At 72.4% G+C, this 18,355-nt stretch carries 22 protein-coding genes; 8 read left to right on the top strand and 14 right to left on the bottom strand.

Features of this window, described 5'->3' with window-relative positions; all coding sequences use genetic code 11:
- Positions 1-10 precede the first annotated feature (10 nt).
- The 6 genes from BIU90_RS07955 to BIU90_RS07930 all read right to left on the bottom strand — a co-directional run bounded on the left by BIU90_RS07955 (position 11) and on the right by BIU90_RS07930 (position 6,030).
- Positions 11-232, bottom strand: coding sequence for a hypothetical protein (locus tag BIU90_RS07955; protein WP_071299673.1), 222 nt, complete (start codon positions 230-232; stop codon positions 11-13).
- Positions 233-269: 37 nt separating this feature from the next.
- On the bottom strand, positions 270-2,171 hold the full coding sequence (locus tag BIU90_RS07950) for an ABC transporter ATP-binding protein (RefSeq protein WP_071299672.1): 1,902 nt from the start codon (positions 2,169-2,171) through the stop codon (positions 270-272).
- A gap of 75 nt (positions 2,172-2,246) precedes the next feature.
- Positions 2,247-2,888, bottom strand: coding sequence for a TetR/AcrR family transcriptional regulator (locus tag BIU90_RS07945; protein ID WP_071299671.1), 642 nt, complete (start codon positions 2,886-2,888; stop codon positions 2,247-2,249).
- A gap of 54 nt (positions 2,889-2,942) precedes the next feature.
- Positions 2,943-3,881, bottom strand: a complete 939-nt coding sequence (locus BIU90_RS07940) for a serine hydrolase (protein WP_071299670.1) — start codon at positions 3,879-3,881, stop codon at positions 2,943-2,945.
- A 2-nt stretch (positions 3,882-3,883) separates the two neighbouring features.
- Positions 3,884-4,444 carry an MOSC domain-containing protein gene (locus BIU90_RS07935; protein WP_071299669.1) on the bottom strand — a complete coding sequence of 187 codons (561 nt, stop codon included), beginning with the start codon at positions 4,442-4,444 and terminating at the stop codon, positions 3,884-3,886.
- A 92-nt stretch (positions 4,445-4,536) separates the two neighbouring features.
- Entirely contained in the window at positions 4,537-6,030 is a 1,494-nt protein-coding gene (locus BIU90_RS07930) for a hypothetical protein (RefSeq protein ID WP_071299668.1), read from the bottom strand.
- Between the two features lie 326 nt (positions 6,031-6,356).
- Between BIU90_RS07930 and BIU90_RS07925 the strand changes: the two genes are divergently transcribed.
- The 3 genes from BIU90_RS07925 to BIU90_RS07915 are packed head-to-tail and all read left to right on the top strand — an operon-like array spanning position 6,357 to position 8,571.
- Positions 6,357-7,157, top strand: coding sequence for a glycosyltransferase family 2 protein (locus BIU90_RS07925; RefSeq protein WP_071299667.1), 801 nt, complete (start codon positions 6,357-6,359; stop codon positions 7,155-7,157).
- A complete protein-coding gene (locus BIU90_RS07920; protein ID WP_071299666.1) occupies positions 7,157-7,975 on the top strand; it encodes an endonuclease/exonuclease/phosphatase family protein in 819 nt (272 codons plus the stop codon). The genes BIU90_RS07925 and BIU90_RS07920 overlap by 1 nt, the downstream gene beginning before the upstream one ends.
- On the top strand, positions 7,972-8,571 hold the full coding sequence (locus tag BIU90_RS07915; protein WP_071299793.1) for a hypothetical protein: 600 nt from the start codon (positions 7,972-7,974) through the stop codon (positions 8,569-8,571). Before BIU90_RS07920 ends, BIU90_RS07915 begins: the two co-directional genes overlap by 4 nt.
- 19 nt (positions 8,572-8,590) lie before the next feature.
- Here BIU90_RS07915 and BIU90_RS07910 read toward each other — a convergent pair whose 3' ends face one another.
- The gene (locus BIU90_RS07910) at positions 8,591-8,974 is read right to left on the bottom strand and encodes a MerR family transcriptional regulator (protein ID WP_254786975.1); all 384 of its coding nucleotides are present in this window, start codon (positions 8,972-8,974) and stop codon (positions 8,591-8,593) included.
- Positions 8,975-9,052: 78 nt separating this feature from the next.
- Here BIU90_RS07910 and BIU90_RS07905 point away from each other — a divergent pair, with 78 nt between their 5' ends.
- Positions 9,053-9,757 carry an SDR family oxidoreductase gene (locus BIU90_RS07905; protein ID WP_071299665.1) on the top strand — a complete coding sequence of 235 codons (705 nt, stop codon included), beginning with the start codon at positions 9,053-9,055 and terminating at the stop codon, positions 9,755-9,757.
- 63 nt (positions 9,758-9,820) lie between these two features.
- On the opposite strand, the gene BIU90_RS07900 is transcribed toward BIU90_RS07905, so the two are convergent.
- Positions 9,821-10,612, bottom strand: coding sequence for an SDR family oxidoreductase (locus tag BIU90_RS07900; protein WP_071299664.1), 792 nt, complete (start codon positions 10,610-10,612; stop codon positions 9,821-9,823).
- A 37-nt stretch (positions 10,613-10,649) separates the two neighbouring features.
- Complete coding sequence (locus tag BIU90_RS07895; RefSeq protein WP_139195171.1) at positions 10,650-11,156, bottom strand: hypothetical protein; 507 nt, start codon at positions 11,154-11,156, stop codon at positions 10,650-10,652.
- 92 nt (positions 11,157-11,248) lie between these two features.
- On the opposite strand from BIU90_RS07895, the gene BIU90_RS07890 reads away from it, so the two are divergent.
- Positions 11,249-11,734 (top strand): DUF4126 family protein, encoded by a 486-nt coding sequence (locus tag BIU90_RS07890; protein WP_071299662.1) that lies wholly within the window; start codon positions 11,249-11,251, stop codon positions 11,732-11,734.
- Positions 11,735-11,762: 28 nt separating this feature from the next.
- On the opposite strand, the gene BIU90_RS07885 is transcribed toward BIU90_RS07890, so the two are convergent.
- The gene (locus BIU90_RS07885) at positions 11,763-12,611 is read right to left on the bottom strand and encodes an SGNH/GDSL hydrolase family protein (protein ID WP_071299661.1); all 849 of its coding nucleotides are present in this window, start codon (positions 12,609-12,611) and stop codon (positions 11,763-11,765) included.
- Positions 12,612-12,762: 151 nt separating this feature from the next.
- Positions 12,763-13,749: an aldo/keto reductase gene (locus BIU90_RS07880; RefSeq protein WP_071299660.1), complete on the bottom strand. Its 987-nt coding sequence runs from the start codon at positions 13,747-13,749 to the stop codon at positions 12,763-12,765.
- 78 nt (positions 13,750-13,827) lie between these two features.
- Between BIU90_RS07880 and BIU90_RS07875 the strand changes: the two genes are divergently transcribed.
- Together BIU90_RS07875 and BIU90_RS07870 are read left to right on the top strand one after the other, a co-directional pair.
- Positions 13,828-14,043 carry a hypothetical protein gene (locus BIU90_RS07875; protein ID WP_139195170.1) on the top strand — a complete coding sequence of 72 codons (216 nt, stop codon included), beginning with the start codon at positions 13,828-13,830 and terminating at the stop codon, positions 14,041-14,043.
- 73 nt (positions 14,044-14,116) lie between these two features.
- On the top strand, positions 14,117-15,220 hold the full coding sequence (locus BIU90_RS07870; protein WP_071299658.1) for a hypothetical protein: 1,104 nt from the start codon (positions 14,117-14,119) through the stop codon (positions 15,218-15,220).
- 45 nt (positions 15,221-15,265) lie between these two features.
- On the opposite strand, the gene BIU90_RS07865 is transcribed toward BIU90_RS07870, so the two are convergent.
- Positions 15,266-15,835 (bottom strand): TetR/AcrR family transcriptional regulator, encoded by a 570-nt coding sequence (locus tag BIU90_RS07865; protein WP_071299657.1) that lies wholly within the window; start codon positions 15,833-15,835, stop codon positions 15,266-15,268.
- 103 nt (positions 15,836-15,938) lie between these two features.
- Between BIU90_RS07865 and BIU90_RS07860 the strand changes: the two genes are divergently transcribed.
- Positions 15,939-16,670: an SDR family oxidoreductase gene (locus tag BIU90_RS07860; RefSeq protein WP_071299656.1), complete on the top strand. Its 732-nt coding sequence runs from the start codon at positions 15,939-15,941 to the stop codon at positions 16,668-16,670.
- Between the two features lie 94 nt (positions 16,671-16,764).
- Here the strand turns inward: BIU90_RS07860 and BIU90_RS07855 are convergent, their stop codons facing one another.
- The gene (locus BIU90_RS07855) at positions 16,765-17,643 is read right to left on the bottom strand and encodes an aldo/keto reductase (protein ID WP_071299655.1); all 879 of its coding nucleotides are present in this window, start codon (positions 17,641-17,643) and stop codon (positions 16,765-16,767) included.
- Positions 17,644-17,709: 66 nt separating this feature from the next.
- The gene (locus BIU90_RS07850) at positions 17,710-18,294 is read right to left on the bottom strand and encodes a YdeI family protein (RefSeq protein ID WP_071299654.1); all 585 of its coding nucleotides are present in this window, start codon (positions 18,292-18,294) and stop codon (positions 17,710-17,712) included.
- Between the last annotated feature and the right edge of the window lie 61 nt (positions 18,295-18,355).

Raw genomic sequence — 18,355 nt, 5'->3', positions numbered from 1 at the left:
GGGATCGCGGTCAGCGGTCGTGCGGCGCCTGTTCGTCCCGCCGGCTGCGCCGGAGCGCGGACCGCCAGAGGAGGACACCGGCAGCGACGAGGAGGATGCCGTACAAGGTGTTGAGCACGACGAGCAGCCAGTCGACCTCCGGTCGGAAGACACGGAGCACGGAGGTCGAGACGAACACGACACCGCCGACCAGAGCGAGCGTGCCGAGCACGCGTTGACTCACGACGTCCATGTGCGCACCGTACCCGCCGCCGATCTTGCCGACGCGCCTACGCCTCGCTCAGCGCGCCCTCGTCGACCACGTCGTCCTTCTGCACTGCGAACTGCGTCCGGTGCAGCTCCTCGTACCGACCGCCCGCGGCCAGCAGCTCCTCGTGCGTCCCGCGCTGCACGATCGAGCCGTCCTCGACCACCAGGATCATGTCGGCGCTGCGGATCGTGGAGAGGCGGTGCGCGATCACCATCGCGGTCCGGCCCTCGAGCGCCTCGCTCAGCGCAGCCTGCACAGCGGCCTCGGACGTGGAGTCGAGCGCTGCCGTCGCCTCGTCGAGGATGACGACGCGCGGCTGGGCGAGCAGGAGTCGGGCGATGGTCATCCGCTGGCGTTCACCGCCGGACAGCCGGTAGCCGCGCTCCCCCACCATGGTGTCGAGCTGGTCCGGCAACGAGCGGACGAGCGGTTCGAGCCGCGCACGACGGACGGCGTCCCAGACCTCGTCCTCGGAGGCATCCGGTCGTGCCAACCGCAGGTTCGCCAGGATGGTCTCGTGGAACAGGTGGCCGTCCTGGGTCACCATGCCGAGCGTGTTCCGCATGGAGGCGAAGGTGACGTCGCGGACGTCGGTGCCAGCCAGGCGGACGGCGCCGCTGTCGACGTCGTACAGGCGCGAGAGCAGCTGCGCGACCGTGGACTTGCCGGCGCCCGAGGTCCCGACGAGGGCGACGGTCTGCCCGGGCTCGATCCGGAAGGACACCCCGTGCAGGACCTCGTCCCCGCCACGGGTGTCGAGCGTGGAGACCTCCTCGAGTGAGGCGAGGGACACCTTGTCCGCGGACGGGTAAGCGAACCGGACGTCGTCGAACTCGACGGAGACCGGCCCCTCGGGCACACGCGCGGCGTCGGGCTTCTCCTGGATGAGCGGCTCGAGGTCGAGCACCTCGAACACCCGCTCGAAGCTGACGACCGCGCTCATGATCTCGACCCGCGCGTTCGCCAGGCTGGTCAGCGGCGCGTACAGGCGGGTGAGCAGGAGCGCCAGGGTGACCACGTCGCCGGTGTTCAGCTGCCCGCCGAGGGCGAGCGCGCCACCGAGCCCGTAGACGAGCGCCAGGGCGAGGGCCGACACGAGCGTCAGCGCCGTGACGAAGACGAACTGCAGCAGCGCCATCCGGACACCGATGTCGCGGACGCGGGCAGCCCGGACGCGGAACTCCTCCGCTTCTTCGTCGGGGCGGCCGAAGAGCTTGACGAGGGTGGCCCCTGGCGCCGAGAAGCGCTCGGTCATCTGCGTGCTCATCGCGGCGTTGTGGTCGGCGGCCTCGCGGCGGAGCGCGGCGAGACGGCTGCCCATGCGTCGAGCGGGCACCAGGAAGACCGGGAGCATCACGATCGCGAGCACGGTCACGAGCCACGACGTGGTGAGCATCACGCTCAGGGTGAGGACCAGCGCCACGACGTTCGTGACGACGCCGGACAGCGTGCCGCTGAACGCCTGCTGCGCGCCGATCACGTCGTTGTTGAGCCGGCTGACGAGTGCGCCCGTGCGGGTCCGGGTGAAGAACGCGATCGGCATCTTCTGCACGTGGTTGAACACCGCGGTGCGCAGGTCGAGGATCACGCCCTCACCGATCCGCGCCGAGTACCAGCGTGTGGCGAGCGAGGTGCCGGCGTCGGCCACGGCCACCAGGGCGATGACGACGGCGAGCCACACGATCGTGCTGAGGGCGCCGCGGGCGACGATGACGTCCACCACGTGGCCGGCCAGCACCGGGGTCGCGACGGCGAGGAACGCCCCGATGACGGAGAGCACGATGAAGACCAGCAGCTTGGTCCGGTAGGGCACCGCGAACGTCATGATCCGCTTCACCGACGCGCGGGAGATCCCGTGCTTGCCGTCCTGGGCGGTGGAGATCTTGTACAGCGAGCTCCAGGCCGCGCCTTCCATGCTCATTGCGGTTCCTTCCGAGGGCCACGGCGGCCACGGGTCAGGATACGTCGCGACCACCGACGGCGCGGCGCGGGGCGACTACGCGATGGAGTCGTCGAGGTCCCACACCGGACGGACGTAGACCCGGGTCCAGCCGTCCCGCAGCCGGGTGATCGCCCGGTCGTACGCCTCGAGCAGGTCCATGCGCGGCCGGACCATCGACTGCAGCTGCAGTCCCTCGTACAGCGCGATGAGCTGCTCCGCACCGCGAGCCGGGTCCATCGTCGCCGGCTCGCGACCCACGGCGACGTCACGCGCCAGGCTCTGCTGCACCATCGAGTGGAAGCCGTGCCATCGGGCCTGCAGCTGCTCCGCCATCGGGTGCCCGGGCGTCGCGGAGATGTTGAGCATCGCGGTCAGGAACCGCATCAGCGCCGGGTCCTCGATGTTGGCCTGCACGATGGCGCGCAGGAGCCGGACGGTGCCGTGCGTCGCGGCGATGGGCAGCAGCGGCTGGGTGCGCTGGGTGTTCCACCGGTCGAGCGTGGCGACGACGATGCCGTCCCAGTTCGGGAAGTGGGCTCGGATCTCCTCGGTGCTCAGCGTGCTCCGCTCGGCCAGCTGCTCGTACCCGACCTGGTGGAACGCCAGCTCGCGGTAGGTGGCGATGGCGGTCTCGATGACACGGACACGTTGCTGGGTCCCCGAGATCGGGGTCGGCTGGGGAAGGGCTTCACGCACGCCACCAATGGAAGCGGCAACGCCGCTCGTGCGCAGGACCCACTTCTGGGGTTGTCACAGGGTCAGGTGCTGCAGCAGTGTGTCGACGCCGGACTCCTGGTTGCTGAGGACCACGAGGTCGGTGTCCGTCGCGGGCACGTACGCGAGCAGCGACTGGTACCCAAGGTTGTCGCCGGGGACGAACCAGGCGTCCTGCCCGAGCACCTGTCCCAGGAAGGTCCCGAAGCCGTAGGCCGACGCAGCGGCCGGTCGGTCGGTGGGGTCGGGTGGGTCCAGCGTCGCCGACCGGTGCCAGAGCTGCGCCGCAGCACCCGCGTCGAGCAGCAGGCCGCTCCGGAGCGCACGGCTGTAGCGGAGCAGGTCGGTCGTCGTCGTCCACAGGTCGCCGGTGCCGGGCAGGGCGGTGAACCCGGGGTGCACCTCGAGCACGCGGCCGTCACGGCGCCCGACGGCGACGTCCGGCGCACCGACGGGGAACCGGCCGGAGGTGGTCGCAGTCATGCCGGCCGGACCGGTCACGATCGCGGCGACCAGGTCGGCGTACCGGTCCCCGGTCGCGGCCTCGATGACCTGCGCGACCACCAGGAACGCCGGCGAGCTGTACCGCCAGCGCTCGCCGGGTGGGGCGGTGAGCGGTGCGGCGCGCACCATCGTGAGCAGGGTGGCGGGCTCGGGTGGGGCCTCCAGGACGGGTGGCAGGCCGGGGACCTGGCCCCAGTGACCGATGCCGGAGGTCTGGCTGAGCAGCTGCCGCAGGGTGATCGGCCGGTGCCGTTCCGGCAGGTCGGGCAGCCACCGGCCGACGGGGGCGTCGAGGTCGAGCGTGCCCCGTGCGACGAGGGCGAGCACCACGACGCTCATCACGTGCTTGCTGATCGAGCCGGCCTGGTACCGCATCGCCTGCGCTCCACGGCCCACGTGCTCGTCGCCGCGGGCCACCAGGAGCGTGCCCGACCAGTCGAGCCGCTCGTCGTCGAGCTCCGCGAGCGCCATCGTCACACCGGCTGCAGGGGCTGCTGCTCGCCGACGGGCAGCTCGACGCGGATCGGGTCGCCGGGACGGACGGTGCCGCCGGCGAGCACGATGCTCATGACGCCGCCCTTGCGCTCGACGGTGCCGTCCTCGGCGCGGCCCAGCACGGCGCGCAACAGCCCGGGCTCGAAGTCGTTGATCTGCTGGCACGGGTTCCGGAGCCCGGTGACCTGGACCCGGGCGGTGTCGCCGAGGTGCAGGACGGTGCCGGTCGGCAGCCCCAGCAGGTCGACGTCCCGCGTGGTGATGTTCTCGCCCATCTGCCCGGGCTCGACGGTGAAGCCGGCCGACCGGACCTCATCGAACACCTCGGCGTGCAGCAGGTGGACCTGCCGTAGGTTCGGCTGCGAGGGGTCGCGGGCGACGCGGGAGCGGTGTTGGACGGTCGTGCCGGCGTGGGCGTCACCCTCGATGCCCCACCCGGCGACGAGCACCACCGCGTCGACCAGCGGCTTGCTGAACCGGTGTTCGTCATCCCGGCTCACCGCGACGACGCGCGGTCCGTGTCCTTCGTCCCCACCCATGCTCCGATCCTGGCGCAGGAACGGAGCGGCAGCAACGGGGGAAGCCCCTCCGACCGGGTGGTCGGAGGGGCTTCCTGTGTGCGGTCGGTGCCTCAGGCCATGCGCGCGCGGCGACGCGCGACGACCATGAGCACCGTGCCGGCCAGCGCGAGCAGACCCGCTGCGATCCCGGCCGGAGCCAGGTCCGCACCGGTGAACGCGAGCTGGCCGTTCGGCGTGACGGCTCCCGTGCCGGTGCCCGCGCCCGGGGCGCTGACGACCGGGTTCGTGGCGGCGGCTGCCGCCAGGGTGAACTGCACGGGGTCGGACGGGTCCGAGATCACCGGGTCGCCGTTCTCGTCGAGGACCGGGTCACCGTTCGCGTCGAGCAGGAACGACTGCGCGACGGCGGTGTAGTCCCCGGGCTCGGCTGCGAGCGTGACGGACCAGGTGCCGTCCGCACCGACCACGATCGGGTCGGTCGGGTCGGCGGGCTCCGCGGCGGCGCGGGACTGTGCCTGGGCCATGACCTGGTCGGTCGGTGCGGCGACGACGAGGATGTTGCTGCCCGGGGTGCCGGTGCCCTCGAAGGTGACGGTGGAGCCGACGAGCGCGGCGCCGTCCTTCGGCGAGGTGATGACCGGGGTGTCGAGCGCCGGGGTGGTCGGCTGCGTGGTGACGGCGGGCAGCGAGAACGCCACCGTGACGTCGCCGGTGCCGACGCCGCCGGTGACCTGGGTCAGGCGGACGGACTGCGCGACGGCAGCGTCGTCGGCGAACGTGACGTCGACGGTCCAGGCGTTGTCGGGTCCGACGTTCGCCTGCACGCGGGGGAAGTCGCCCGTGAGCGTGACGACCGACCCCGAGGTGCCGGTGCCGGAGAAGGTGACCGTCCGCGAGGCCGTCGTCTGCCCGTTGGTGGGCGTGGCCACGACGAGCGTCTGCGTGGCGGGCAGGTTGACGTTCACCGTCACGCTGCCGCGCCCGGCGCCGCCCTGGATCTGGTTGACCACGATCGACTGCGCGCGGTCGACGTCAGCCGGGAAGGTGACCTGACCGGTCCACGAGCCGTCGGCGCCGACGAGGATGCCGGTCGTGGTTTCGCCGGCCGAGGGCACGAGCGCGATGTTGGCGGTCGGGATGCCGGTGCCGGTCACCGTGACGGTGCGCGACGCGAGGTACTGGCCCTCGGTCGGGCTGGTCACCGTGAGCTGCGCCGGTGCGGCGAGGAGGTTGAACGACACCGTCTTGGCGTCGCTGAACCCGCTGCCACCGACGACACCGTCGACGAAGATCGTCTGCGCGACCGGAGCATCGGCTGCGTAGGTGTGGGTGACTGCCCACTGACCGTTCGACGGGACACTGTTGATGGTCTCGAGGATCGGGCCGGTCTGCGTGTCCTGGTGGATCACGATCTTCGAGCCGGAGATCGCGGACCCGGTGAAGGCGACCTCGCGGCTCGTCGTGGTCTGGCCTTCGGTCGGCGACGTGACCACCAGGTTGCCCGGTGCGGCACTTGCGGATGTTGCGGTGAGGAGCGCTCCTCCGAGCGCGAGCGAGAGCACGGCTGGTACGACCAGCAGCTTCCGCCATGACGACTTCGTCACGGTTGTCCGTTCGTCCGGGCGGGCACGGTTGGTTGGACCGCGACCGCGGATGCGATGCCGCCGGGGAAATCGACGACCTCTCGACTCTATGGGTTTCCTCTCGATCGTGGACGAATTCCTGGTGGTGCACGCAGGCGGCGCACTGCGACGGGCTGCTCTCGATGACCGCAGGGCGCGGGAACGTGGCGATCGAGGCTGCCCGGGGACCACGAGACGACATGTCCGCAAAACGCATCCACTCTCGCGGAGGCCCGGGGCTGGTGCGAGCGCGGACCCGGAGCGGCCGGGTCGACGGTCGCTCAGCACCGGGTTGGTTGGCTGGAGGCATGCCCTCCCCGCTGACCGTGACCGTCGTGATCCCGGTCTTCGACGACGCGGAGCAGCTCGCGGCGTGCCTGGCGTCCCTCGCGGCGCAGGTCCGGCGGCCCGACCGGATCGTGGTGGTGGACAACGGCAGCACGGACGACAGCGCCGCGGTCGCAGCCGCGTCGGGGGCGACCGTGTTGCACGAGCTGCAGCGTGGGATCTGGCCGGCGGCCAGCCGTGGCTACGACGCCGCGGACACCGACCTGATCGCCCGGGTCGACTCCGACACGGTGCTGCCCGCCGACTGGCTGGTCCGCGCCGTTGCGTGGTTCCAGGACCCGCTCGTCACCGCCGTCACCGGCCCGGGCCACTTCCGGGGTCTCGGCCCCGTCGCGAGCGCCTTCTGGGACGTCGCCTACATGCGCGCGTACTTCACGCTGATGACGGGTGCACTGGGCCGCCCGCCGCTCTTCGGCTCGAACATGCTCATGCGCCGCGTCGCGTGGACCGCCGTCCGGCACCGCGTCCAGCGGCAGGACGCGCAGGTGCACGACGACGTCGACCTGTCGATCCAGTTCGACCCGACCTGGCGCACGGTGCTCGACCCTTCGCTCGTGGTGTCGGTGTCCGGCACGCCGGTGCAGGACCCGTGGGGCCTGGTCGTCCGGACGCGCAAGGCGGTCCGCACGCTCTGGCGGTCCGGGCTGCGGGCGTTCTCCCCGGCTCGGATCATGCGCCGGGCGCTCGTCGGCACCCGTCCGGTCCCGGTGCTGCGCCAGACCCGCCGGCACGCGGAACGGCCTCGGACGCCGGTGTCGTGATGACCGACCGGACCGCTGGGCTGCACTGCACGACCTTCAACGTGCGGCGCCCGATGCCGCACCTGCGCCGTGGTCACCCGGACGCCTGGACCCGGCGTGCTCCGGCGGTCGCCGCGCTCGTCCGGTCCGCAGCGCCGCACCTGCTGGCCGTCCAGGAGGCCGTCCCGACCCAGGTGCAGCACCTCGCGTCGACGCTCGGCTCGCGGTGGCAGCCGGTGGTCGCGGACCGCAGTCCGGGTTCCGGTGGTGAGCACGTGGGGTTCTTCGTCGACACCGAGCGGTTGCACGTCGACCGCACCCGGACGATCGCGCTGGCGCCCGACCCGAGTCGCATCGGCTCCCGTGCCTGGGGAGCGCCCTTCCCGCGGATCGCGGTGTTCGTCGGCCTGCACGACCTGGTGACGGACGTCGCGTTCCTCGCCGTCGCCACCCACGTCGACCCGTTCTCCAGGCTGGCCCAGGTCCGGTCCGCGCGGCTGCTCACCGACCACGTGGACGCCGTCGGGCTGCCCGCGGTGGTGATGGCCGACTGGAACGCCGGGGAGCGCTCGGCATCGGCGCGGGTGCTGACGGCGGCCGGACTCCGCGACACGTGGGACCTCGCGCCGGTCGACGCCAGACCGAAGCCCGTGGGGACCTACGCCGCCTACCGACAGCCGAAGCCGGACGGACCTCGGCTCGACCGGATCCTGGTCCGCGGCACCGACACGGAGCGTCCGGTGGTCGACCGCGTGGGGATCTCGACCGAGCGACCATCGGGCGTCTGGCCGTCGGACCACCTCCCCGTGTCGGCCGTCTTCCGGTGGGAGCGCGCATGAGCGGCCTCGTCGCCACGGCCGGGCCGACGTTCCTCCGCCGTCCCCGCGGTGCCGAACTCGTCGCCGACGCGCTGCGGGTGCTGACGCTCGTGAGCATCCCGGTCGTGGCCGTCGGGTGGGGTCCGATCGCGTTCGCGGTGATGGCGCTGACCCTGCTCGGGGTCGTGGTCCCGCGCATCCTGGGGCTCCGGCCGGCGTTCGACACCGCGCTGTGCCTGCTCGCCCTGGTCGCCGGGTGGAGCAGCGTGCTCGAGTGGTACACGACGGTGTTCCTCTGGGACAAGCTCGTGCACTTCCTGCTCATCGGGGCACTGAGCATCCTGGTCGTGGTGATCGGATCGGACGTCCGAGCGCTCCCCGACGTCCGCCGGATGCCGCTCGCTACCGTCGTGGTGCTGGCGGGCACCGCGGGCCTGGCGATCGGCGGCGTGTGGGAGATGTGCGAGTGGGTCGGGCACACGTACCTGGACTCGTCGATCTTCGTCGGGTACGACGACACGATCGGGGACCTGGCCGCCGACACCGCCGGCGCGGTGGCCGCCGGGTTCCTGGTCCGGTCGAGTGCGGCGGACCGTCGGGTCGTGACACCCGGCTGATGCCGTCGACCGGGGTGCGTCAGCGGAGGGCCGGGCAGTGCTCCGGCGTCGGGTGCTCGCTGATCGCGATGACCTCGTCGAGCCGGTCCCGTGCCGCCGTGAGCTCCGCCAGCTGCGCGGTGATCCGGTCGCGCTCCGCGGTCAGCAGGGCGAAGGACTCCTCGGTCGCCCGGCCGGCGTCCACGCACGGCAGCAGCTGTGCGACGGTCCGGCTCGACAGCCCGGCGGCGTAGAGCTGCTGCACGAGCCGGACGCGGTCGACCGCCGGCTCGTCGTACGTCCGCTGACCCGACGTGGTGCGTTCCGCGACCAGGAGTCCCTGCTCCTCGTAGTAGCGGAGCGACCGCACGCTCACCCCTGCGCGCGCCGCGAGGTCCCCGATCCGCATCCGTTCGTCGATCACCACTTGCCCCTGACGTCCATGTGAGGTCTTAGCGTACCTCCGTCGCTCAGGGACGGTCCCGGGCGGCAGGAGGACACCATGGACATCACCGGATCGGTCGCACTCGTCACCGGATCGAACCGCGGCATCGGACGCCGCTTCGTCACCGAACTGCTCGACCGGGGCGCAGCGAAGGTCTACGCGACGGCCCGCCGCCCCGAGCTCGTCGACGTCCCCGGGGTCGAGGTGCTGCCGCTCGACATCACCGACTCGACCTCGGTCGCCGCTGCTGCCGCGCGCGCGGGCGACGTCACGTTGCTGGTCAACAACGCGGGCATCGCCACGCAGGGGTCGCTGCTGACGGACGACCTGACCGACGCGCGTCGCGAGATGGACACGCACTACTGGGGCACGCTCGAGGTCCTGCGCGCGTTCGTCCCGGTGATCGAGCGCAACGGCGGCGGTGGCATCGTGAACGTACTGTCGGCCCTGTCGTGGTTCGTCTACCCGGGTTCAGGGGGTTACGCGGCCGCCAAGTCAGCCGAGTGGAACCTGACGAACGCGGTTCGGCTCGAACTCGCTGGGCGGGGTGTCACGGTGCAGGGGCTGCACCTCGGAGCGGCCGACACCGACATCATGGCCGGGTACGAGGGTTCGATGGTCGACCCGCTGGACGTTGCGAAGGCGTCGCTCGACGGGGTCGAGCGCGACGCGCTCGAGGTCGTCGTCGACGACTGGAGCGCCATGGTGAAGGCGTCGCTCGCCGCCGACCCGGCGGCGCTCTACCAGCAGTTCACGGCCTGACCACCGGACGGGAGGCTCGGTGCCGGGCCGGCACCGGGCCTCCCGTCCGGCGCGTGGCCGGGCTCAGTGCTCGGCGGTCACCATCGCGGACATGCGCGCCATCAGCCCCCGCGGCACGAACCGGTGCGCGTTGGCGATCACCGTGTTGCCGAGACCCGGCACGACCGTCGGCCCGCCCGCCCTGGCGAACGCGCGCAGCCCGACCGCGGCGACCTGCTCGGCGGACTGTCGGCCGCTCTCCATGACGGATCCCCCACCCGCCGCGGCGAAGAAGCCCGTCTCGGTCGGGCCCGGGCACAGGGCCAGCACGCGGACGCCCGACCCGCGGGTCTCCTGCCACAGCGCCTCGGTGAAGGACAGCACGAACGCCTTGGTCGCGCCGTAGACGGCCATGCCGGGCGTCGGCTGGAACGAGGCGGTCGACCCGACCGTCATCACCCCGCCGACCCGACGCTCGAGCATGCCGGGCAGGAAGGCGTGCACCAGCCGGGTCAGTGCCGTGCAGTTCAACGCGAGCTGGGTCCGGATCCGCTCGTCGGTGGTGTCGGTGAAGGGGCCGGTCGCACCGACCCCGGCGTTGGCGACCAGGACGTCGACCCGGCTGCCGGCCATGGACGCGATGACCTCGTCGACACCCGTGTCCGTCGCCAGGTCGGCCACGACCACCTCGACGCGGACCCGGTGGTCGCGACGGATCCGTTCCGCGACCGCCTGCAGGCGGTCGGCCGACCGCGCGACGAGCACGACGTCGCTGCCGGCGCGCGCCAGGCCCAGCGCGAGGGCCTCGCCGATCCCGCCGCTCGCTCCGGTGACCAGGGCGCGACGCGAACGGAAGGGGTGCTTCGGGGGTGTCATGTGCCCTGCCTACACGGCCGGGGCCCCGCGATCCGGCTCAGGCGGTGAACGGGCGCCTGAGCATCGCCGCAGCTGCCCGGGCTCGTGGGATGACGACGACGGCGCTCCACAGCCCGAGGCCCACCCACAGGCCGATCAGCAGCAGGGTGATGAGCATGCCGTGCTGGGCCCGCATCGACCACGTCATGGGGATCCAGAACACGCAGAGCACGATCTTGCCCCAGCCGGCGAGCTGCCGTTCCGCCTGGGCCTGCACGAGCGGGATCCACTCGGTGGCGGGTACCTCGGCCGGGACCTCGCCGTCGGAGACCCACCGCTGCGCCAGCGTCGCCCGCGCGTAGCCGCCCTCGAGCCGCCACGAGCGCAGGGTCGTCCACACGCCGACGGCTCCGCCGACGACCGCGGTCGGGATGCCCACGGACACCAGCACCCCGGTCGTCGCGGCGGTCCAGGACGACAGCAGCAGCATCACGAGCACGACCGAGAACGCGGCGCCGGCCACCGCCGCACCGAGCAGCCGGAGCCGTCCTGCTTCGTCGATCACGCCCACATGCACGCGCACAGTGGTACACCCTCCAGCTGGTGCCGAGGCGGGCGCGTAGCGTCGGCGACAGAACACACGAGGAGCGACACACGATGGCGAAGCACACCAAGCACACCGGGACGAAGGCACTGCTGCTCGGGATCCTGACCGGCGGCCGCAGCGCGACCCCGCTCGCGATGCTGGCACTGAACCGGGACCGCCCGCAGCTGTCCGGGTCGTGGCAGGACTGGGCCGTGTTCCGGTCCGACCTCGGCCGCGGGCTGCTCGTCGTCGCGGCAGTCGGGGAGCTGATCGGCGACAAGCTGCCGATGACGCCGAACCGCACCGCGGCCACGGGTCTGATCGGTCGGGCGCTGTCCGGTGCCGTCGTCGGCCTGGCGATCGGCACGACGGGCAAGCGGGACCGCCGGGTCGAGGGCGCCGTCCTCGGGGCCGTCGGCGCGGTGATCGGCAGCTACGTCGGGTACGCGGCGCGCAAGGCCGTCGGTGCGACGACCGGGATGCACGACCCGCTCGTGGCGCTCGCCGAGGACGCCGCGGTCATCGCGGGCACGCAGAAGGTGCTCACGAGCCGCTGAGCGTCAGCCGTTCGGCCGGCGCTGCGCGTCAGCCGTTCGTGGCGGACGCCTCGGTGACTGACGTGTCGCCGGTGCTGGTCCCGGTGCCGGTGCCCGCGCCGCCGGAGCCGTCGGAGACGCCCGCGGCGCTCCGGATCGCGGAGGCGAACTCCCTCGCGATGGCGACGTTCGCCGCGGTCGTCGGGTGGATGCCGTCGCTGGTGGTCCCGGGGACCCACGAGTCGTCGGCTTCGCGGTCGGCGGCGAACGGGTCCGTGTAGGACCAGCCGTGCGCCTGCGCATCGGCCGCCAGTGCCACGTCCAGCACCCGGTTGCCCGTCCGGCGGTCGACACCCCACAGGCTGCTGGTGTGGTTCGACGGCGGCGCGGCGACGAGCAGCACGTGCGGAGCGTCCTGCGCGGCGACGAGCGTGTCGATGTTCCGCACGATGCGGTCGGTCGCCACGGCCTGGTTCACGTCGTTCGTGCCGAGTTCGACGACCAGCACGTCCGCTCCGGACACGACGGGCATCCGGGCGATGACCTGGTCGGTGCGGTACCCGCTGTGCGCGTACCCGCCGACCGCTCGCACGCCGGTGTCGGTGCCGTCGGCGGCGAGCTGCCGCAGCCACGAGCCCGGACGCGCGGTGATCGAGTCTCCCGCGTAGGCGAACGGCACCGCGCCGCTGACGTCCGCGCCGACGACGCCGGTCAGCACCTGGTCCGGGGTGTGTCGGAGTTCGCGGACCTGTGCGGCGGTGATCCGCGCGGCCTGCTCCGCGGCGGTCGCGGCGGCGTCGCTGGCGACGCCCGGGTGCGTCGCGAGGACGACGACGGTCGGGACCGCGACCAGGGCGGCCGCCAGTGCTGCGACGGTGACGATGTGACGCGGACGCATGGCGGTCCTCCCGAACGATCCTGCAGGTGCGGGATCACCGTAGGCCCGCGGGTGGGCGTCCAGGCCGTGCGATCGATGGGAACGGGCCGCGCTCCCTGAGGTCCCTGAGAGCCGTTGCTGTGAGCAACGTCCCAGCGCCCTCAGGGCGCGCTCACCAGCGCTCGTGCACCGTCGCGCGGAACCACCGGTCGTAGAGCTCGTGCACGGTGCTGTCCAGGCCGGGCACCGTGGTCAGGTCGAGCGAGCCGGCGGCCGCGTTCGACCGGGCCTGGTCGGCGTTCCTCGCGCCGGGGATCGCTGCGGTGACGCCGTCCTGCGCGACGATCCACGCCAGCGCGGCCTGCGGGACCGAGACGCCCTCGGGCAGTGCGGCGGCGAACTCCTGCGCTGCGCGGACGCCGTCCTCGAAAGGCACGCCGCTGAACGTCTCGCCCTGGTGGAAGGCCTCGCCGTGCCGGTTGTAGGTGCGGTGGTCCCCTGCGGCGAACTCGGTGTCGGTCGTGTACTTGCCGGACAGCAGCCCGGACGCGAGCGGGACGCGTGCGAGGACGGCCACACCGGCCTGCTTCGCGGCGGGCAGCACGGCGTCGAGGGGCTTGAGCCGGAACGCGTTCAGGATGATCTGCACGCTGGCGACACCGGGGTGCCGGATCGCCTCGAGCGCCTGGTCGGCCGTCTCGACGCTGACGCCGTACGCCGCGATCGACCGGTCGGCGACCAGGGCGTCGAGGGCGTCGTAGACCGCGTCGTCCTCGAACACGGGCGTGGGCGGACAGTGCAGCTGGACCAGGTCGAGGGTGTCCTGCTGCAGGTTGCGCCGCGAGCGGTCGACCCACTCGCGGAAGTCGGCGGCAACGTAGTTCGACGGCACCTGTTCGGCGCGACGGCCCATCTTCGTCGTGACGGTCACGCCGGAGTCCGGGTTCGCCCGGAGCCAGCGGCCGATCAGCTGCTCGCTGACCCCGTCGCCGTACACGTCGGCGGTGTCGAACAGGGTGACACCGGACTCGGCCGAGGCGTCCATCACGGCGAAGGCGTCCTGGTCCGACACGGGACCCCAGTCACCGCCGAACTGCCAGGTGCCGAGGCCGATGACGGAGGACTCGCGGCCGGTGCTGGCCAGGGTGCGTCGCTGCATGCCCCCGACGGTAGCCGTGCCGAGCCGTGTACCGGCAGAGCCTCCCTCGTCCGGCCGCGCGTTCGTAGCGTGATGGCCATGCTCGACGACACCGGCACCGTCCCGACTTCCGTCCCCCAGCGGTCCGCGCCGCGCCGGTCCGCGTGGGGGCAGGCCGTCATGTGGTGGACCGGCACGACGGAGATCACCGAGCTGACCCGGGACCGAGCGCTCGAGGACCGCGTCCGCGCCGAGGCAGCCGTCCGGCTGGCGCCCGGCCCGTGGGCGATCGCGGACCTGTTCCGTCGGCGCTGAGGAGCGTGTGCCCCGGGACACAGCGCCCGACCTCCGGACCGACGGTCGGGTGACGTCGCCCTAGCGTCGCAGCATGCAGCCCGATCAGTTCGACACCCTGGCCGGTCTGTCCCTGCTCGTGCTGCTGCCGACGGCGGTGCTCTTCGCCGCCTCGGCGATCCGGGTGGCCCGGTGGCCGTGGTGGTCGTGGCTGGTGTTCCTCGGCGCGGTCGGCGGACTCCTGGTCCAGCTCCACCTGACGGACTGGTGGCAGTACCCGACGCCGGCGGACGACGAGTGGGGGCGGTACGACTCCGGCCAGTTCTTCGGCATCGGGTTCGGCCGCATCGGCGTCGTCGTGAACGCCGCGGTGTGCGCGCTGCACGGAGTCCGCACCCACCGTCGGCGCCGCCGTTCCGTCCGGCACGTCACCGTCCTGGAGGCGCGGCTCCTCACCGCCTCGTCCCTCACCCTGGCAGCGGCCTGCGCCACCCCCGCGCTCTGGTGGACGTCCGGCGCGGGGTTGCCGCCCTGGCCGCTCCCCGTCGCCCTCGCCGGGCTCGGGCTGGCGGCGGTCGTGGTCGTGGTCGTCCGGTGCGAACGACGGGGTCTGGGCCTCGACGTGCCCGTCGTGCGGCTCGCCTCGGCGATCGTCGCGGCGATGCTCGCGGTCGCGGTGGTGTCCGGCGGCAGCGGGGGTCCCGACGTGACGCTCGCGCCCGAGGCCGACGCGCAGCCTCGCCCCACCACCTCGTCGACCCCGGACCCCTGGGCCGACTGGCCCGCTGCGGACGGCCCACACCCCGCGGACACGACGACGCTCGATGCTGCCGCGGTGCAGGCCGGGACGCAGGCGCTGCTGGAGGACACCGTGCGGTGGGCGGGGCCGCTCGACGACCTGACGTCACCGACCCCGGCGCCCGCTCTGGCACCGGTCGTCGAGCTCGTGACGAGCACGTGCCCGGACGGCGGGACGCGGTGGACAGGTGTGCTCCTGTTGCCGACGGTCCGGCCGCAGGACCTCGCGCCCCGGGTGCTCGCCGGGTGGGAGCGCGCGGGCTACACCGCGGCCGACCGGGCGATGGGCACGGACAGCCGGTGGCCGGTCGGGCCGGACGCTGCGGTCCGACGGATGCAGATCGGCGGCGACGGCACCGGAGTGCACGTCACCGCCGAGTCCTTCTGCGTCGTTGGGTGATGCAGCGCGTCCGTCGACCCGGCCGGGTCGTCCCCGTGCCGTCGGTCAGGGCCGGAAGAGTCCCGCGGTGCCGAGCCGGACCCGGGCGCGTGCCCGGTCCTGGTCGTCGCCGAACCGGTCGACGCCCCACGACAGCGTCGTCAGCAGCTCGAAGAGCGCTTCGGCGGTGACCGTCGCGACCGCAGAGCCGTCGGTCCGTGCCCGGTCGAGGAACTGCGCCGTCCGCTCCGTCAGGCCCGTGCAGACCATGCTGACGGGAGACTCGTCGTCACCGATCGCGCTCGCGATGCAGGTCGGCAGGTTCTGCCAGATGCGGAGCTGCCATGTCACGCGGAACATCCACTCCGACAGGGCGTCGTCCGGACTCAGCGCATCGAGGTCCTCGGCGTCGCGCAGTGCAGCCTCGAAGCTCTCGGTCATGACGGCGGCGAGCAGGTCGTCCCGCGTCGGGAAGTTCCGGTACAGCGTGGCGTTCCCCACCCCGGCCGCGGTGGCGATGCCGTCGATGGCAGCGAAGATGCCGTCCTGCTCGAAGACCTGACGGGCGGCGGCGACGATCGCGTCGCGGTTGCGGCGCGCGTCGGCGCGCAGGGGCTTCGTAGTGGTCTGGTTCACGGGTCCCCTCCGGATCGGGCATCGGTTCGACAAAGTGGGGTAACTCCCCACATACTGATCCGGGGACTATCCCCGCTTCTTCCCTCAACCTACAGGAGTGACCATGACCGAGCGACTCGACGACCGCACCGTCCTCGTGACCGGAGCGAACGGAGGGCTCGGCGCGGAGTTCGTCCGTCAGGCCCTCGAGCGCGGCGCGCGGAAGGTCTACGCGACTGCCCGATCGCCACGAGCGTGGGACGACGAGCGCGTCGTGCCGCTCGTCCTCGACCTGACGGACGGTGAGTCGATCGCCGCAGCGGCGCGGGCGGCGACCGACGTCGACCTGCTCGTGAACAACGCGGCGATCGCCCCGGCGTCGGACAGCTCCATCGCGGCCGCCCCGGACGACGTCCTCCGTGCGGTGTTCGAGACCAACGTCTTCGGCACGATCCGTGTCTCGGGGGCGTTCGCACCCGTGCTCGCGGCCAACGGCGGCGGTGCGGTGCTCACGGTCCTGTCGCTTGCGGCATGGACGCCGATCCCCACGGTCTACGCAGCCTCGAAGGCGGCGGCGTGGTCGGCCACGAACGGTCTGCGGACCGAGTTGTCCGCCCAGGGGACCACGGTGACCGGTGTCCTCGTCGGCATGATCGACACCGCGATGGGTGCTCGGTTCGACGTCCCGAAGACCAGCCCCGAGCGCGTCGTGGCACAGGCCCTGGACGGCGCGGCGACCGGCGCGTTCGAGGTGCTCGCCGATGAGGACACCCGCATGGTGAAGGGGCTGCTCAGCCGTCCGGCTGAGGACCTCGGCGCGGCGACCGCGCAGGCCATGGCGGCCATCGTCTCCTGAGCTGACGAATCCGGTCCCCGATCCTGGTGGATCGGGGACCGGATTCGTCATCACGCGATCCGGGGACTGCTGACGATCGCAGATCCCGAGGGCGTCACTCCCCCAGCTTCGAGAGTTCGTCGAACTCGTCGTCGGAGAGCTCGATCGTCGCGCCCGCCAGGTTGTCCTCGAGGTGGTCGACGCTCGACGTGCCGGGGATCGGCAGCATCACCGGCGACCGCTTGAGCAGCCAGGCCAGTGCGAGCTGGGCCGGGGTCGCACCCTTGCGCTGGGCGAGTTCGGTCAGCGGTGAGTCGTCGCCGGTCAGCCCACCGGTGGCCAGCGGGAACCACGGGATGAACCCGATGCCCTGTTCGGTGGACCAGTCGAGCAGCTCCTCGGCGTCACGCTTCTGCAGGTTGTAGAGGTTCTGCACCGAGACGATCGTCGCGATCTCCTGCGCGGCCTTGACGTCGTCGACCGACACCTCGGACAGCCCGATGTGCCGGATCTTGCCCTCGTCCTGCAGCTTCTTCAGCTCGCCGACCTGGTCCTCGAGCGGGACCTTCGGGTCGATGCGGTGCAGCTGGAACAGGTCGATGCGCTCGAGCCCCAGGCGGCGGAGGCTCATCTCGGCCTCCTGGCGCAGGTACTCCGGGCGGCCGACCGGCGGCCACTGGTTCGGACCGGTGCGGGTCAGACCCGCCTTCGTGGCGATCACGATGTCGTCGCCGTAGGGGTGGAGCGCCTCGTGCAGCAGCTCCTCGGCGACGTAGGGGCCGTAGCTGTCCGCGGTGTCGAAGAAGTCCACGCCCAGCTCGACCGCGCGCTTGAGCACGCGGACGGCTTCGTCGTGGTCCTTCGGCGGTCCCCAGACGCCGGGGCCGGTGAGCTGCATGGTGCCGTAGCCCAGACGGTGCACCTCGAGGTCGCCGCCGATGCGGAACGTGCCGGAGGCCGCTGCGGGCCGGGTCGTGGTGTCGGAGTTGGTCATGGGTCCGGTTCTACGCCGCGATCACGAACGCGAGGTGGTGACCTGTCCCCCAGCGCCTCAGCGCCGTCAGCCCGTCCGGCGCGGGTACGGCGTCTCGCTGCGCTCGAGCATGCCCACGAGCTTCGCGATCCGGTTCGTCCGCGCCGTCGGGCTCGGCGCGGTCAACACCCGGTGCAGCACGGCGTACCGGTTCGTGGCGTCCAGCTCGACGAACAGCGCCGCCGCAGTCGGAGTGGCGTCGAGCGCGGCCTGCAGGTCGTCGGGGACGGTCGCCGTCGCCGCTCCCGCGTAGGCACGGTCCCATCGACCGTCCGCCTTCGCCCGGTCGACCTCGGCCTGTCCCCGGTCGCGCATCCGCCCCGCGTCGGTGAGGGCGGCGACCAGCCCGATGTTCCGCTCGGACCACAGCGAGGCCCGACGCCTCGGGGTGAAGCGCTGCAGGAACGTCGCGATGTCGCGGGCGCGCTTCTGCCCGTCGATCCATCCGGAGCACAGCGCCTCGTCGAGCGCCTGTGCGTAGGTCAGGCTCGTCGGCTCCGTGGTGCCCTTCTTGGCGAGCACGAGCCACACGCCGTCGGGATCGTCCTCGTGCGCGACCAGCCAGTCGCGCCAGGCGTCCACGTCCTCGACGACCAGCTCCGGTGCCACCATGCGCACATCGTAGGGCGGGGCGGACGCGGGCGGTTCGCCGGGACTACGTTCTGCCGCAACC

Source organism: Curtobacterium sp. MCBA15_001 (genome assembly GCF_001864835.1).
Classification (GTDB): Bacteria; Actinomycetota; Actinomycetes; order Actinomycetales; family Microbacteriaceae; genus Curtobacterium.
The sequence above is the reverse complement of the archived record's forward strand: the minus strand, read 5'-3'. Positions and strand labels throughout refer to the sequence as shown.